We start from the raw sequence: 14,334 nt of genomic DNA, 5'->3' as shown, positions 1-14,334 counted from the left end.
GTATTTAAAAGTGATAAAGGAAATTTTATAGTCCAAGACCAGTAGAGCAAGGGGATTACTACCATGTGGCAATTCAAGAACAAGTGCAACTTACATATGAACAATATTTAATCGAAAAAAATCGAGAGAAAGCAATTCGTACTAGCTCCCCTGATGATGATACGGATTATGAAAAAATCAATTGGTATAACGATATGAAAACATCTTTTGCAAACAAAGAATTGGACGATGGGGTGAAAGAAATTCGTAACACATCCAAATGGTACGGGAATGTTATGCTGCAGCAAAAAGAGAACGGAACTTATTATGTCTACTATTTAGGTAGAACACTTTTGTTGAAAGAAAAGGTATTGAAGCGAGCGAATATTTTTATTATACATTCCGCAATTATTGAAATGGAACAAGAGAAGTTTATGAAGGATTTAACTCATATTGGTAGATGGAAAAAATAAGGGCGGGCGAAGATTGAGCTTTCTTATTTACAAATTTTAAATTAACAACCATTTTCGAACATTGGCCGAACGAGAAAATTATTGTTGCTGAAATGGAAAGTAAAGCAAGTTATCTGTATTGGCAGCAAGTTCAGAACAAAAATGTATAACAATGTTGATAGCGGAATTTATGAAGTTTGTAAAGTGCGAGAATGAAGATGTTTTTGACATCAAGCGTATGTAAAGTGCAGAGCAGGGTTTCAAGAAAATGTAAAATTATCGTAACCTCCATTTCGCCTACACGGGTATGCGAGCAAATGTAGCTGACATGTGGGGTACGATCATTGGGAACTGGAAAACTCATTTGTTCGTTTTGTTCGATGGAGAAATTATTTATTACGATGATAAGGGTAATGTGGTTCGAAGCTACCAGAAGGGGAAATATGCGGTATAAGAAAAAAGGACTAGCAGTCGTATCTGCTGTCCTTTAATAGGAGAAAAATTATTCTGGATTAGAACTACGAATAACCAGAAAACGCGCTTTAAATCAGTGTTGTCAAAGATGTAATAATCTATGCAACAAAAAGCTTAGTCGGAATTCAAAACACCAAAATGGCTTGCATTGGTAACAGGCTCAAAACTAGTATATGTAAAATGAAAAATCTTATACAAAAAGCAGACAACAATTTTGGTTGTCTGCCAGTGTGTTCAATGAGTTAGCTAATTGTGATAATTTGCATCCCCATTATGAGAAGAGTGAAGCTGCTAGTTCAAACAGCTTGTTGGTATTATTATCGATTTCATAAAAAATATACAGAGAAAGCAGATAAGTGAAGAACCTACCTGCTTCTGCTGTAACAAAAGAAAGAAGTATTAGCCGTGGATACGGCGGCTTGAAAATAGTATGTATTTTTATTTCAAAAATATTCAAGGGGTGAAGAAACATGGGATGTTTAATAAAAGGGGTTTGTGAAATTAATCAGCTAATTAGTAAAACAAAAGAGAAAAACAATGAGCAAATATAACAATAAAAGGATAAATGTTCAAAAGAGCGATGAGTATAAAGTAAAACAAAATAGTTATATTAAAGCTTGATTTTCATGAAAAATAAAGCACACATATAAGTGTGCTCTTATGAACGCTTTAGATTAGTATGACTAGATAGTCACCATACAATAAAATATGCTTGTTTGATATAAATGTGTGTTAAATCTATAACATATATTTTGGGGTGTATAAGGAATATTAAATGTTAATTTGCCAAACATATTGTTGTTATTAACGAATTTGTGCAACTGTTAAAGCGGCAGAACGAATATCTACTGTACCAATTACTTCAACCGGTACAATTTGAATTAAATCACCAGGGTTTAAGTTTATTAGAATGACACCGCTGGATACATCTACTTGACCAGTGCCAATGATATTAGAACGGACTGCGGTTCCAGATCCTGCAATAATATTAGTTGATGAGTTTAGTGTCAAGAAAAAGCGCGCTGCTTCCGGGGCTACTGGAACGTTATCGAGGCTGATTGTTAATGTATAACTGATTTGATAAATACCAGCTACTTGAATTCTAATTCCAGTTCCAGTACTAATTGTATCATTTATTACAGGGACAGTAATATAGGGTTTGGGCCCGTACTAGGTAATAGTAATGGCGTGAATAGTGTTGCAAATTGAGGTGAAGTAGCATTGAAAGCAAAACCGAGAGCTGGTAGCGTACTAGGGGCTTGTGCTCCACAATTAAAGTTTGTGTGCTTACGACAAGATGAACGCATATTTTCACTCCTTTCTTTCATTTAGATCGCATGAGTAATAACCTCACGTTTTGGACAAGCACAATACAATATATGAAAATTTATAATGAATAGTGCAGACGTGTACTGTTATGAATAAAACTAACTGTCTGTTGTACAAAAGGAAACACTATGCTTACAGAAATAGTTTGTAACCTAAAGTTGAAAAATAGTATGAACAGGGTTAAAAATGTTATTCAGAAAGGAAAGGAAAAAAATAAAAAAGAGTACGCATATAAGCATGCTCTTTGGCAAGAAAGGTAGATTTTTATGAGTGGATTCCTCCATACAATAATATATGCTTGTCCGGTTAATAGTTGAGAAAGGGAGAATGAATATGGAACAAATTGAAGCGTATAAACAAAATAAAAATTTCATTTTGTAAAAAAGGGGAATGGATATATGTACTTATTGGGAAAACGCAGTTAAAGAATTCTTAAAGAAGTAAGAGCAGGAACGAAATAAAAGAGCAGCTAGCAAAAGCTAACTGCTCAATACAAGGAGATACAGAGAAGACTACTTTAAATGAATGTTGGCATACAGCCTACATTCAGTATGGACCAAATATTTATTTTAAATCCAATTTATCATCCCAACAGATAAAATGGCTGCGCCTGCTGCAGAACCTAGCCAGTCTCTCCAGCCTAATGTATTTAAAGATGCATCTGTTAAATCCATAATTAAGAAGATAGCAAACATTAATACACCAAATGCTAAGCATCCCCAAAATATTTGCAAATATTTAATCATCTTCTTTCGGAACTTGCTCATATAAATCACCCTTATTAATAATTTATATTTTTACAAATAAATTATCGCATGTGCAAAAATTAAACGTACAAAATATGCAATATTACATATTGGAACTCAACAAAATAATCCATTCATAAGTACATAGATCGAACAGGGGGAACCGTATCGTATGAACCAATTTTCATTTTTTGAAATCATCGATGTAAAGGAGATGCGCTGACTTGTGGTGAAGGAGCTGAAAAACTACAAAGTATTGTGCGTCTGGATGAAGAATCGAGAAAATAGGATCAAGCGGAGGGCATCGTTCTTTTCCTAAAATGAAAGGTGACGATAAGAAACATGAGATACGTTTTAAACAAATTGAGCGGACGTTAAAAAATAAAAATTTATAAAGGAAATAGAAAGTAGGATGTTGTATATACAATAATAGGAAACTTTTTACTAACTAAACATATAATTTAAGTAGACCGACAGTCGGTCTGATGGGAAGGAGAACTTGAATGCGAATTGTAAAGGAGTATGAGGAGCGTAGAAAGGAAATTTTAGAAACTGCTGAACGTTTATTTATTACGAAAGGTTATACGAAAACAACAGTAAATGACATTTTAAAAGAGATAGGGATAGCAAAGGGGACGTTTTATCATTATTTTAAGTCGAAAGAAGAAGTGATGGATGAAATCATTATGAGGATCATTAAAGATGATGTTGCTAAAGCGAAAGCAATCGTCTCTAATCCAAATATCCCAGTTTTAGAAAAGTTATTTCGAGTTTTAATGGCGCAATCACCAAAATCAGGAGATGTTAAAGATAAAATGATTGAACAATTTCATCAGCCAAATAATGCGGAAATGCATCAAAAAAGTATAGTGCAATCCATTATTCATTTATCTCCTGTTTTAGCAGAGATTTTAGAACAAGGAATCGATGAAGGCATATTTTCTACACCATACCCACAAGAAACGATTGAATTATTACTCTCTTCAGCACAAGTCATATTTGATGAAGGTTTATTCCAGTGGAAGCCGGAAGAAATGATTAGAAGAGCTAAAGCGTATATTAAAATGATGGAAGTATCTGTTGGAGCGAAAGAAGGATCTTTTGATTATATGGTTGAGGTTTTAATTAAACAGAAATCATGATTTCTGTTTAATTATTATAGACCGACAGTCAGTCTAAATTAAATGAAGGGTGTGATGAAGATGCCAGCAAGTATAAAATCTTCTATGAAAGATTTTCACTTAATGGTAAGTGGACAGATTATTACTATTTTAGGATCAACACTTTTACGTTTTGTTCTGTCGTTATATGTGCTAGATATAACAGGGCGTGCTGATATATTCGCAGGATTATATGCGGTTACGAGTATTCCGTTTTTGTTAGCTCCTGTTGGCGGAGCGATAGCAGATCGTTTCAATCGTCGTAATTTAATGGTTATTTTTGATTTTATAAACGCTGCGATTGTATTAAGCTTTATAGTTTTATTATTTACTGGATCTGTATCTATTATATTGATTGGAACTATTATGTTTTTACTTGCAGTCATTAGTGCAATGTACTCACCAGTTGTAATGGCGAGTACTCCTCAATTAGTTCCAGAGAAAAAGTTAGAACAAGCGAACGGTATCGTAAATGGTGTGCAAGCATTATCTAATATAGTAGCTCCTGTATTAGGAGGAATGTTGTACGGCATAATTGGTTTGAAAATACTTGTAATAATAAGTTGCCTTGCTTTCTTTTTATCTGCGATTTTAGAAATGTTTATTACAATACCTTTTATAAAAAGAGCAAAAGAAAACCATATTATACCGACAATTGTAAAGGATATGAAAGATGGCTTCGTATTCGTTTTAAAACAACCATTTATTTTGAAATCTATGCTTTTAGCTGCAGTACTAAATTTAATACTAACACCGCTATTTGTAGTTGGTGCTCCAATTATTATACGAGTAACGATGGAAAGTAGCGACACGTTATACGGAATTGGAATGGGATTGATCGATTTTGCTACTATTTTAGGTGCATTATCAATAGGTTTTTTTGCGAAAAAGCTACAGATGAAAACATTGTATTATTGGATGCTGTTAATAGCTTTATTAGTAATACCAATGGCACTATCCGTTACGCCAGTTATTCTTAATTTAGGATACTATCCACCATTTATCCTCTTTATACTCTCTTCTATTCTAATTGCAATGATCATGACAATTGTATCTATTTATGTAATTACTGTAGTCCAAAAGAAAACACCGAATGAAAACCTAGGGAAAGTAATGGCCATTATAACAGCGGTATCTCAATGTATGGCACCAATTGGGCAAGTCATTTATGGTTTTATGTTTGAAGAATTCAATACGAAAATTTATTTACCTATATTAGCTATTAGTTTCATAATGATAATAATAGCGATAGTGACGAAGAAAATATTATGGAATGAGGGGAACTAGCTTAATATGATTAGGAGAATGTTAAAAAGAGATTTCTCTCAAAATAAAATGATGATTACCATCTTATTTATGTTTATCATGTTATCAAGCCTTTTAATGGCAAGTGCTTCAAGTAACGTTATTAATCTATTGAACTCGATGGATCAATTGTTTAAAGTATCAAACGCACCGCACTTCGTACAAATGCATGCCGGAGAAATAAATCAAAAGTCAATCGACTCATTTGTAGCGAAAACTCCTTTTGTAAAAAAACAGCAAACGGCTGAGATGGTTCAAATAGGCGGGTCTAACATTTTTATAAAGAAGAAAAATCAAGCGGAACATAATAGTGTAATGGACATTAGCTTCGTTAAACAAAATAGTAAGTTTGACTTTTTATTAGATTTAAATAATGAAGTGATCGATGTTAGGAAAGGGGAAATAGGTGTACCAATTTATTATATGCAAAAATATAATTTGCGAATTGGAGATAAAATATGGGTTGTTAAAAATAATAATGAACTAGCATTGACTATTTCGGCATTTGTTCGTGATGTACAAATGAACCCATCACTTGTTAGTTCAAAACGATTTGTAATAAGCGATGAAGACTTCGAAAGAATAAAGGGGAATTTTGGAGAAAGTGAATATCTTATTGAATTCCAGCTAACAGATGTAAATAAAATAAATGAATTTGAAAATCTATACCAGTCATCGAACTTACCTCAAAAAGGTCCCTCTATTACGTATTCACTCTTTAAAACACTCAATTCATTAACAGATGGAATAATAGCTGCAGTGCTTATCATAATAAGTGCATTATTAATGTTAATCGCAAGTTTATGTATTAGATTTACGATTATGACTTCTATGGAAGAAGATTATCGGGAAATAGGTGTAATGAAGGCTATCGGCATAACAAGTAAAGAGATTCAAAAGCTATATGTAACAAAATATGTTGTTATTGCTACTAGCGGTTGTATATGTGGATATATTCTTTCATTATTTGTTACAAAAATTTTCACCGCTAATATCTCACTTTATATGGGAATAGCAAGTACAAGTATTTTACATTTTGTTGTACCATTAATAGTCACAATTGTGTTATTTCTAACTATTATCCTGTTTTGTCGTATCATTTTGCGGAATTTGAGGAGAATTACAGCAATAGATGCTTTACGATCAAGAGATAATCTAGGAAAGAAGAAGGGAAAAAGGACTTTTTCTCTCTATCAAACTAAAATTACAAATGTAAATATATTTATTGGTATACAAGATGTCGTAAAACGCTTTAAGTTATATCGCGTATTAAGTATCGTTTTAATCATAGCCGTGTTCATGATTGTTGTACCTGTTAACTTTTTGTATACGATTCAGTCACCGAAGTTTGTAAATTACATGGGAACAGGAAAAAGTGATATTCGAATAGATTTACAGCAATCTGAAAATATAGAGAAACGATTTAAGGACGTAATTTCATATATACGAAATGATGAAGACGTAGAAAAATATGCAGCATTTGTAACGAGTACATTTAAAATGGTGAACGCTGAAGGTACACATGAAAACTTAAATGTAGAAGTAGGAGACTTCACTCAATTTCCATTAGATTACGTTCAAGGAATAGCACCAAAAAATGAAAAAGAGATTGCTCTATCTTATATGAATGCAAATGAATTAAAAAAGAATGTAGGGGATGAAATCGTTTTATTTGTAGAAGGAAAAGAAAAAGCACTAACTATTAGTGGGATATATCAAGATGTAACGAATGGTGGGAAAACAGCTAAAGCGAGCTTCTCTTATAATAGCGAAAATATATTATGGTATGTAGTAAACGTAGATATGGAGCCTACTGTGAATTTACAAGAAAAAGTGAAGAAGTATAAACATAATTTTAGTTCTGCAAAAATAACAGATACAGACGATTATTTAACGCAAACTTTAGGAGAGACAATTAAACAATTAAGACTCGTGACGCAAGTGGCAATTTTGATTGCTATATTGATATCAGTTTTAATTACTGCGATGTTTTTTAAAATGTTATTGGCAAAAGACTCTTCACAAATATTAATTATGAAAAGTATTGGTTTTTCTAACAAAGATATTCGTATACAGTATATAACTCGTTCTATTGTCATTGTATTAATAGGCATTGTAACAGGGACATTACTAGCTGCTACGTTTGGTGAAATGTTAGTAAGTTGGTTAGGCTCATTTATGGGAGCAGCTCATATAAAGTTTGTCGTGAATCCTATCGTTTCTTATGTAATATGTCCAGCTATATTATTTATATCTGTGGCCGCAACAACACTTTTCAGTAGTTTTACTATGAAACAAACAAACGATGTAAAGCCAAATGGAGAGTAGGGGTGTGTAACTTGAACAAAATTTTAGAAGTTAAACAATTAAACAAAAAATATTCAATAGATGGAAATACAATTTATCAAGTACTAAAAAATATAGATTTAGATATTTATGAGGGAGAGTTTGTATCGGTCATGGGGCCTTCTGGTTCTGGGAAATCGACGTTACTATATAATATTAGTGGAATGGATCAAATGTCATCAGGAAGTGTGAAAGTTGATAGTAAAGAAATATCATGTATGAAAGAAGAAGCGTTAGCCAAATTGCGCCTTACTGAAATAGGATTTATTTTTCAGCAGAGCAACCTTCTTAGACACTTGAATCTATTTGATAATATCATCTTGTCAGCATATTTAGCGAAATGTGAGAGTAAGAAAATAGTAAATCAACGTGCTCTGGAGCTAATGGGGAAAATGGGGATAAGTGATATAGCATCCCATTATATAACGGAAGCGTCTGGAGGGCAATTACAAAGAGTTTCTATTTGTAGAGCGCTTATCAATAATCCAAATGTTATTTTTGCTGATGAGCCAACTGGTGCTCTAAATTTAAAATCAACAGAAGAGGTAATGCAAATATTACTAAATATTAATCGTGATGGAACTACTATCATGTTAGTGACTCATGATGTAAAGGTAGCAGCGAAAACAGAAAGAGTTCTTTTTATGGTGGATGGAGAAATTGTTAGCGAAATTCAGTTAGGTAAGCTTAGGAATAATGAGTTGAAAGTGCGAGAAGAGAAGTTGTTAAAATGGTTAGCTGTACTTGGATTTTAAAGAGAAAAACTCCTATTAAATGTAGGAGCTTTTTCTTTGTCTGAAAGTTCTAGAAGATATATAATAATTTTCTGACTATTTAAATTTGGAGGAATACAAATGAAAAATGAAACGTTGCACAATCAAGAAGATATTATTAAAATGCTTGATTCATTATTAAGACCGGCAGAACCATTTTGGAATGAATTTTATGCGAATAGAGAAAAAGATGTTCCGTTTTTTGCAAATATTCCAGATGAAAATCCAGTTTCATATATAGAAACAGGATGGATTTCCAGAGGGAAAGTGCTGGAACTTGGATGCGGTCCAGGAAGAAATGCTATTTATTTAGCGATTGAAGGATTTGGAGTAACAGCAGTGGATTTATCTATAGAGGGCATTAATTGGGCGAAAGATAGAGCAAATGAAAAAGGAATTGGAATTCAATTTATTTGTGATTCGATTTTTAATTTAGAGGCTCAAAAGGAATTTGATTTTGTATACGACTCTGGATGTTTGCATCACATTCCACCACATAGAAGAATAAATTATGTGGATTTAATTAAAAACTCATTGAAATCTGGTGGTTATTTCGGATTAACATGTTTTGCAGCAGGTGATTTAGATGAGCGAAATGGATCAGAAATAACGGATTGGGACGTATATAGAGGGTGGAGTTTACAAGGTGGACTTGCATATTCTGAAGAAAAATTAAGAGAGATATTTAAAGAATTTGAAGTGATTGAAATTAGAAAGATGAAGCAAATTGACCAACCAAATACTATGTTTGGAGAATCATTTCTTTGGACAGCATTATTTAAGAAGAAATAAACAGAGATTTAATTGACAAACTCATCTTTTTTATAGACAATACATTTATAAGAATGTACGTTCGTTTCTGGCTGGCCGATGTATGTTTTACATAAATACATAACAAGGGGCGGTCTCTATATGAATAAAACAAATCAAAAAATCACTACGTTTTTAATGTTCGAAGGTAAAGCTGAGGAAGCAATGAACTTTTACACGTCGCTATTCGATCAATCAGAAATTGTAAGTATCTCTCGCTACGATGAAAACGGACCAGGTAAAGAGGGTTCTGTCATTCATGCAACTTTTACGTTAAATGGTCAAGAATTCATGTGCATTGATAGTTATGTAAAGCATGGTTTTACATTTACACCATCTATGTCTCTTTATGTAAATTGTGAGACAGAAGAAGAAATTGAAGCGGTCTTTCATAAGTTAGCGCAGGATGGATCTGTACTAATGCCTTTAGGTTCTTATCCATTTAGTAAAAAATTTGGCTGGTTAAATGATAAATATGGTGTGTCTTGGCAGTTAACGCTTGCGGAATAAAAATTTAATAAGAAAAGCGTAGCCCATTTATAGCTACGCTTTTCTTATTAAGAATTTTGCTTGCCGAATCTTTCACCGAGTTTAGCTAACAATTCAGGCTGATCCCCTTGACTCATTACAACTTCAATAAAGATAAGTTGATTCTTATTTAAAGTTATATTAGTTAAGACTTCTGCTAACTCTGTTTCATTTTCCACTTTACATGATAGGCTTTTTTCTTCTAATCCGAATGTGTTTGCTAGTTTCGTGTAATCCCACATTTGTATGTCATTATACGGTTCGTTTTGGCCGTGAATTGCACGTTCAACAGTGTATCCATTGTTATTAATTAAAAATATAATCGGTTTTAAATTTTGACGAAGTATAGTCGATAACTCTTGAACAGTTAATTGGAAAGAACCATCACCAATAATTAAAATATTACGTCGCGATAAATCAGCGAGCTGTGTACCGAGTAGAGCAGGTAATGTATAACCAATTGATCCCCATAATGGTTGTGCTACATATGTAGTGTTATTTGGTAAAGGGATAGCAGCACTACCGAAGAAAGGTGTTCCTTGCTCAGCAATTAAAACATCGTTTTCTTGTAAGAAATGGTATATTTGTTGCCAAAAACGTTTTTGTGTAACCATTTGAGCTTTTGGATTGAACTCTTCTGTCATAGATAGTAATTCTGAAATAAAGGGCTTAATTTCAAGTGTTTCCTCGTTGCGATGTTCGATTAAATCACTTAACTGTTGTAAAACATCTTTCATTACAACGGGTCCATATTTTTTATCTATAATTTTCACAGTATAGGGATGGATTTCTATAACTTGCTCTTTCATAAAGCCTTGTGTAAAGCCACCAGTAATAGTATCAGTTAATTTCACGCCAATACTAATAATACAGTCAGATTCATCAATTCTTTTTCGTAAGTATGGAGAACTAACATCACCAGTATAAATTCCTATAAATTGAGGGTGTTGTTCAGGGAATATTCCTTTTCCCATACTTAATGTTGCGATAGGAAACCCAGTTTTTTCTACGAATTGATGCAAATATTCTTCCGCATGAAAACGAGCCACTTCAAAATCAGCTAAAATAACTGGTTTTTTGGCACTGTTTATTTTTGAAGTCGCATGTAGAAGCATTTTATCCAACGCATCTTTATTACTTAGAACTGGTTTATGTAAAATTGGTTCTGTAGGTTTATTAATTGGTTTATTATACACATCAATCGGTAATTGAATATGAACAGGGCGTTTCTCACTCCAACATGCACGTAACACACGATCGATTTCTTCAGTGGCATGCTCAGGTGTTAATTTTGATTGTGCCACCGTGATTTCTCTATACATATTGGAAAAATGATCGAACTTTCCATCACCTAACGTATGATGAACGAGTGCTCCATTTTCCATTACTGTTGTTGGTGGTGTCCCCGTGATTTTTATAACAGGTACGTTTTCTGCGTATGACCCAGCAACACCGTTAAGGGCGCTTAATTCTCCAACGCCAAAGGTGGTAATAAGAGCTGCAATTCCTTTTATACGAGCATATCCATCAGCAGTATATGCCGCATTTAATTCATTACAATTACCAATCCACTTTAGCTTTTCATGTGCTAGTACGTCATCTAAAAAAGCCAAATTATAATCACCAGGAACACCAAATATATGCTCAATTCCTAATTCGCTTAGTCGATCTAATAAATATGTACTTACAGTATATTGCGATTTCAAATGAATCCTCTCCTAATTTTGCAATGAATATTTCAATAAACTAAAGAAGTTCTGATGTGTTCGTTAAAATATTCAATACTAGATTGTGTTATAATTTACATACAGGGGGAAAGTAGATGACACAACATAAAGAAGAACAGATGAATGAAGCATTAGCATTATTTTACTTTGCATATAAATCATTTACTGAAAAGCCAGATGAAATTATAAAAGAGTATGGCATACAACGAGTACATCACCGAATTTTATTTTTTATCGCACGATTTCCAGGGATAAGTGTAAATGAGTTATTATCACTGTTAGAAATAAGTAAACAAGCTCTTCACGGACCACTACGACAACTTGTGGAAAAAGGCTTAACTGAGAGTAATGAAGCTACACATGATCGCCGTGTGAAACAGTTATCTTTAACAGAAATAGGTGTAGATTTAGAGAAAAAATTGAGCGATGTTCAAAGACAACAGATGAGTGCTATTTTTTCAAAATTTGGTGAATCGTGTGAAGAAAATTGGCATCAAGTTATGAATGAAATGGCAAATAGTCGATCAGGTTTTGATGCTTGGATATCAAAACGAGAAGTTGTAATCGATCAGAAATAATAAGAAATATATCTGTTTTTATAGTTTGAAAAAGAACAAATTTTATCCATACATTTGGCAACTATGGATTGGTCATAGAGTGAATGGATAAAAAGATACATTACTAGATACTTTATACGTGTACGCAATGGAACAATAAAATTCACATTTCCGAGAGGGGAATTATTATGATAAAACTTGTACTTATTCGTCACGGACAAAGTTTATGGAATCTTGAAAATCGCTTTACAGGATGGACAGATGTAGATTTATCAGAGAATGGATTAAGTGAAGCGAGAGAAGCAGGAGCGATATTAAAGAAAAATGGATATACTTTTGATGTAGCTTATACATCTGTATTAAAACGAGCAATCCGGACGTTATGGATTGTACTTCATGAGATGGATCTTGCTTGGGTACCAGTACATAAATCTTGGAAGCTAAATGAAAGACATTACGGTGCATTGCAAGGGTTGAATAAAGATGAAACTGCGAAAAAGTATGGTGAGGAGCAAGTTCATATTTGGAGAAGAAGTATTGATGTAAGACCGCCAGCTCTTACTGAGGATGATCCTAGATATGAAATGAATGATCCAAAATATAAAGCACTTAAAAAAGGTGAGTTTCCATTGACTGAATGTTTAGTGGATACGGAGAAAAGAGTACTTGATTATTGGCATTCAGAAATCGCGCCATCATTAAAAAGTGGTGAAAAGGTAATTATTTCATCACACGGTAATACGATTCGTTCGCTAGTGAAATACTTAGATAACCTTTCAAGCGATGGTGTTGTTTCATTAAATATTCCAACGAGCATTCCACTCGTTTATGAATTAGACGATGATTTACGTCCGATTCGTCATTATTATTTAAGTATGGACGGAGAAGTACCAAAAGGGGAAATTCCGAAACATATTTCTTTTTAACATGAAAATTTGAAACGCATGCTTGTCTACATATACAATGTAGATTCATGATAAAAGACGTGGTACCTTCTAATGTATATGCGATATTGCTAAATTTAGAAGCTTGTCCACGTCTTTTGTCATAAAGAGGGCTGCTTGTGCATGTAATGATATCGTGAGTAGTTTTTGAATGGAGGGTGATGTCATTGGTGATCTCTAACATTCGAATCGGCTTATTTATTTTAGCAATCGTTTTTCTCGTTCTTGTGTTCTTTTACTGGAGAAACGAAGAGTTGTACGAGGAGAAAAAGCAACGTATTAGAAAGACTTGGTATGGGTTGTTTATAATATCAGTCACCGTGTATTTCATGATAAAAGGAATTGATTTAACCCTCTGGAAAAACCTTTTAATGTTCACTGCAATGGTTATTTTCGTTGATATCGCATTTATTTTAACACCTAATATTTCCGAAATATGGGGAGCAAAATTTAGCGATATTGGCAAGACTGTTCAATCGATAAAACGGTCTTTAATTGCTTCTAAAGCAAGAGGGGAAATATATACAACAATTATTCAAAATGTCAATCCAGCAATGTTCGGTACAATGGAATGGCATACGGAAGAAGAGTATACAAAAAGCTTAAACGCATTTTTAGATTCGTATGGGGAAAAGATTGGTGCGAAAATTGTTGTATTTGAAGCGGCAAAGGAATTAAATACTAACTTTCGCGGTATCCGTTCTCAATTTAGTATTATCGTTCCGTTTGAACACATTGAGCAGTTAAATGAGCAGAAAGCGGTACAAGTAGAAAATGTCGGCATTATACCAGCAAAAACTGTGAGTGATGTTTTCATTGTTATTGATGGGAAGAAAAATAATCTGCAAGATCGAGATTTTGAAAATGTATATAATTTAACAATACATCATAGTTATTTTAGTAAATAAGGACAGGATTTTCTTCTGTCCTTTTCACTTATACATAAAGGTAAAGCGAATTTAGACAAACTTGTATAAAATCGGACAATCATTCCTACACTAGCACGTAGAGGTGATTGTAGTGATAAAAGATTATGACAATGATTTTTTTAAAGAAGATAATGAAGATACAACAGATTTCTCGTTAATAAAAGGAGATACATTACAGCAAGTAGAAGAGTTAGAAGAAGAATTAAAAAGAAAATGATACTTGTACATGCTGCGTACATTTGCGATATAATATAAATAGAAGATTGTATCTTTTT

General features: G+C 33.1%; 13 protein-coding genes and 1 pseudogene. 11 read left to right on the top strand and 3 right to left on the bottom strand.

The features are described from left to right. The first annotated feature begins 65 nt into the window (after positions 1 to 65). The gene (locus JDS99_RS07610) at positions 66 to 452 is read left to right on the top strand and encodes a hypothetical protein (protein WP_176551468.1); all 387 of its coding nucleotides are present in this window, start codon (positions 66 to 68) and stop codon (positions 450 to 452) included. A gap of 1,257 nt (positions 453 to 1,709) precedes the next feature. On the opposite strand, the pseudogene exsF reads toward JDS99_RS07610, so the two are convergent. Then, positions 1,710 to 2,212: pseudogene (exsF, locus tag JDS99_RS07605) on the bottom strand (exosporium protein ExsF). Positions 2,213 to 2,803: 591 nt separating this feature from the next. Continuing rightward, on the bottom strand, positions 2,804 to 3,001 hold the full coding sequence (locus JDS99_RS07600; protein ID WP_088063371.1) for a hypothetical protein: 198 nt from the start codon (positions 2,999 to 3,001) through the stop codon (positions 2,804 to 2,806). Positions 3,002 to 3,483: 482 nt separating this feature from the next. Here JDS99_RS07600 and JDS99_RS07595 point away from each other — a divergent pair, with 482 nt between their 5' ends. The 6 genes from JDS99_RS07595 to JDS99_RS07570 all read left to right on the top strand — a co-directional run bounded on the left by JDS99_RS07595 (position 3,484) and on the right by JDS99_RS07570 (position 9,884). After that, positions 3,484 to 4,122, top strand: a complete 639-nt coding sequence (locus JDS99_RS07595) for a TetR/AcrR family transcriptional regulator (protein ID WP_088122122.1) — start codon at positions 3,484 to 3,486, stop codon at positions 4,120 to 4,122. A gap of 42 nt (positions 4,123 to 4,164) precedes the next feature. Continuing rightward, on the top strand, positions 4,165 to 5,427 hold the full coding sequence (locus JDS99_RS07590; RefSeq protein WP_088609914.1) for an MFS transporter: 1,263 nt from the start codon (positions 4,165 to 4,167) through the stop codon (positions 5,425 to 5,427). A gap of 6 nt (positions 5,428 to 5,433) precedes the next feature. Further along, complete coding sequence (locus tag JDS99_RS07585; RefSeq protein WP_098858277.1) at positions 5,434 to 7,773, top strand: ABC transporter permease; 2,340 nt, start codon at positions 5,434 to 5,436, stop codon at positions 7,771 to 7,773. An 11-nt stretch (positions 7,774 to 7,784) separates the two neighbouring features. After that, the gene (locus JDS99_RS07580) at positions 7,785 to 8,546 is read left to right on the top strand and encodes an ABC transporter ATP-binding protein (protein WP_141555687.1); all 762 of its coding nucleotides are present in this window, start codon (positions 7,785 to 7,787) and stop codon (positions 8,544 to 8,546) included. Between the two features lie 99 nt (positions 8,547 to 8,645). After that, entirely contained in the window at positions 8,646 to 9,356 is a 711-nt protein-coding gene (locus tag JDS99_RS07575; protein WP_199694863.1) for a class I SAM-dependent methyltransferase, read from the top strand. Positions 9,357 to 9,476: 120 nt separating this feature from the next. Further along, positions 9,477 to 9,884 (top strand): VOC family protein, encoded by a 408-nt coding sequence (locus JDS99_RS07570; protein ID WP_088609911.1) that lies wholly within the window; start codon positions 9,477 to 9,479, stop codon positions 9,882 to 9,884. Between the two features lie 47 nt (positions 9,885 to 9,931). Here JDS99_RS07570 and JDS99_RS07565 read toward each other — a convergent pair whose 3' ends face one another. Continuing rightward, a complete protein-coding gene (locus JDS99_RS07565) occupies positions 9,932 to 11,608 on the bottom strand; it encodes an alpha-keto acid decarboxylase family protein (RefSeq protein ID WP_088609910.1) in 1,677 nt (558 codons plus the stop codon). A gap of 116 nt (positions 11,609 to 11,724) precedes the next feature. On the opposite strand from JDS99_RS07565, the gene JDS99_RS07560 reads away from it, so the two are divergent. The 4 genes from JDS99_RS07560 (at position 11,725) to JDS99_RS07545 (ending at position 14,276) form a co-directional block, all read left to right on the top strand. Continuing rightward, positions 11,725 to 12,207, top strand: a complete 483-nt coding sequence (locus JDS99_RS07560) for a MarR family winged helix-turn-helix transcriptional regulator (RefSeq protein ID WP_199694862.1) — start codon at positions 11,725 to 11,727, stop codon at positions 12,205 to 12,207. 167 nt (positions 12,208 to 12,374) lie between these two features. Beyond that, on the top strand, positions 12,375 to 13,112 hold the full coding sequence (gene gpmA, locus JDS99_RS07555; RefSeq protein ID WP_088122130.1) for a 2,3-diphosphoglycerate-dependent phosphoglycerate mutase: 738 nt from the start codon (positions 12,375 to 12,377) through the stop codon (positions 13,110 to 13,112). Positions 13,113 to 13,300: 188 nt separating this feature from the next. Then, positions 13,301 to 14,038 (top strand): type II toxin-antitoxin system SpoIISA family toxin, encoded by a 738-nt coding sequence (locus JDS99_RS07550; RefSeq protein ID WP_074650800.1) that lies wholly within the window; start codon positions 13,301 to 13,303, stop codon positions 14,036 to 14,038. A gap of 112 nt (positions 14,039 to 14,150) precedes the next feature. Continuing rightward, positions 14,151 to 14,276, top strand: a complete 126-nt coding sequence (locus JDS99_RS07545) for a hypothetical protein (RefSeq protein ID WP_000588712.1) — start codon at positions 14,151 to 14,153, stop codon at positions 14,274 to 14,276. Positions 14,277 to 14,334 lie beyond the last annotated feature (58 nt).

The sequence above is a fragment of the Bacillus cereus group sp. N6 genome (assembly GCF_016483705.1).
GTDB lineage: Bacteria > Bacillota > Bacilli > Bacillales > Bacillaceae_G > Bacillus_A > Bacillus_A wiedmannii.
Note: the sequence above shows the minus strand (reverse complement) of the source record. Positions and strands in the feature narration are given on the sequence as shown.

Coding starts and splice junctions, on each gene's coding strand:
- JDS99_RS07575 (WP_199694863.1), top strand. CDS start 8,646: ATGAAAAATGAAACGTTGCACAATCAAGAAGATATTATTAAAATGCTT.
- gpmA (WP_088122130.1), top strand. CDS start 12,375: ATGATAAAACTTGTACTTATTCGTCACGGACAAAGTTTATGGAATCTT.
- JDS99_RS07585 (WP_098858277.1), top strand. CDS start 5,434: ATGATTAGGAGAATGTTAAAAAGAGATTTCTCTCAAAATAAAATGATG.
- JDS99_RS07600 (WP_088063371.1), bottom strand. CDS start 3,001: ATGAGCAAGTTCCGAAAGAAGATGATTAAATATTTGCAAATATTTTGG.
- JDS99_RS07560 (WP_199694862.1), top strand. CDS start 11,725: ATGACACAACATAAAGAAGAACAGATGAATGAAGCATTAGCATTATTT.
- JDS99_RS07595 (WP_088122122.1), top strand. CDS start 3,484: ATGCGAATTGTAAAGGAGTATGAGGAGCGTAGAAAGGAAATTTTAGAA.
- JDS99_RS07570 (WP_088609911.1), top strand. CDS start 9,477: ATGAATAAAACAAATCAAAAAATCACTACGTTTTTAATGTTCGAAGGT.
- JDS99_RS07590 (WP_088609914.1), top strand. CDS start 4,165: ATGAAGGGTGTGATGAAGATGCCAGCAAGTATAAAATCTTCTATGAAA.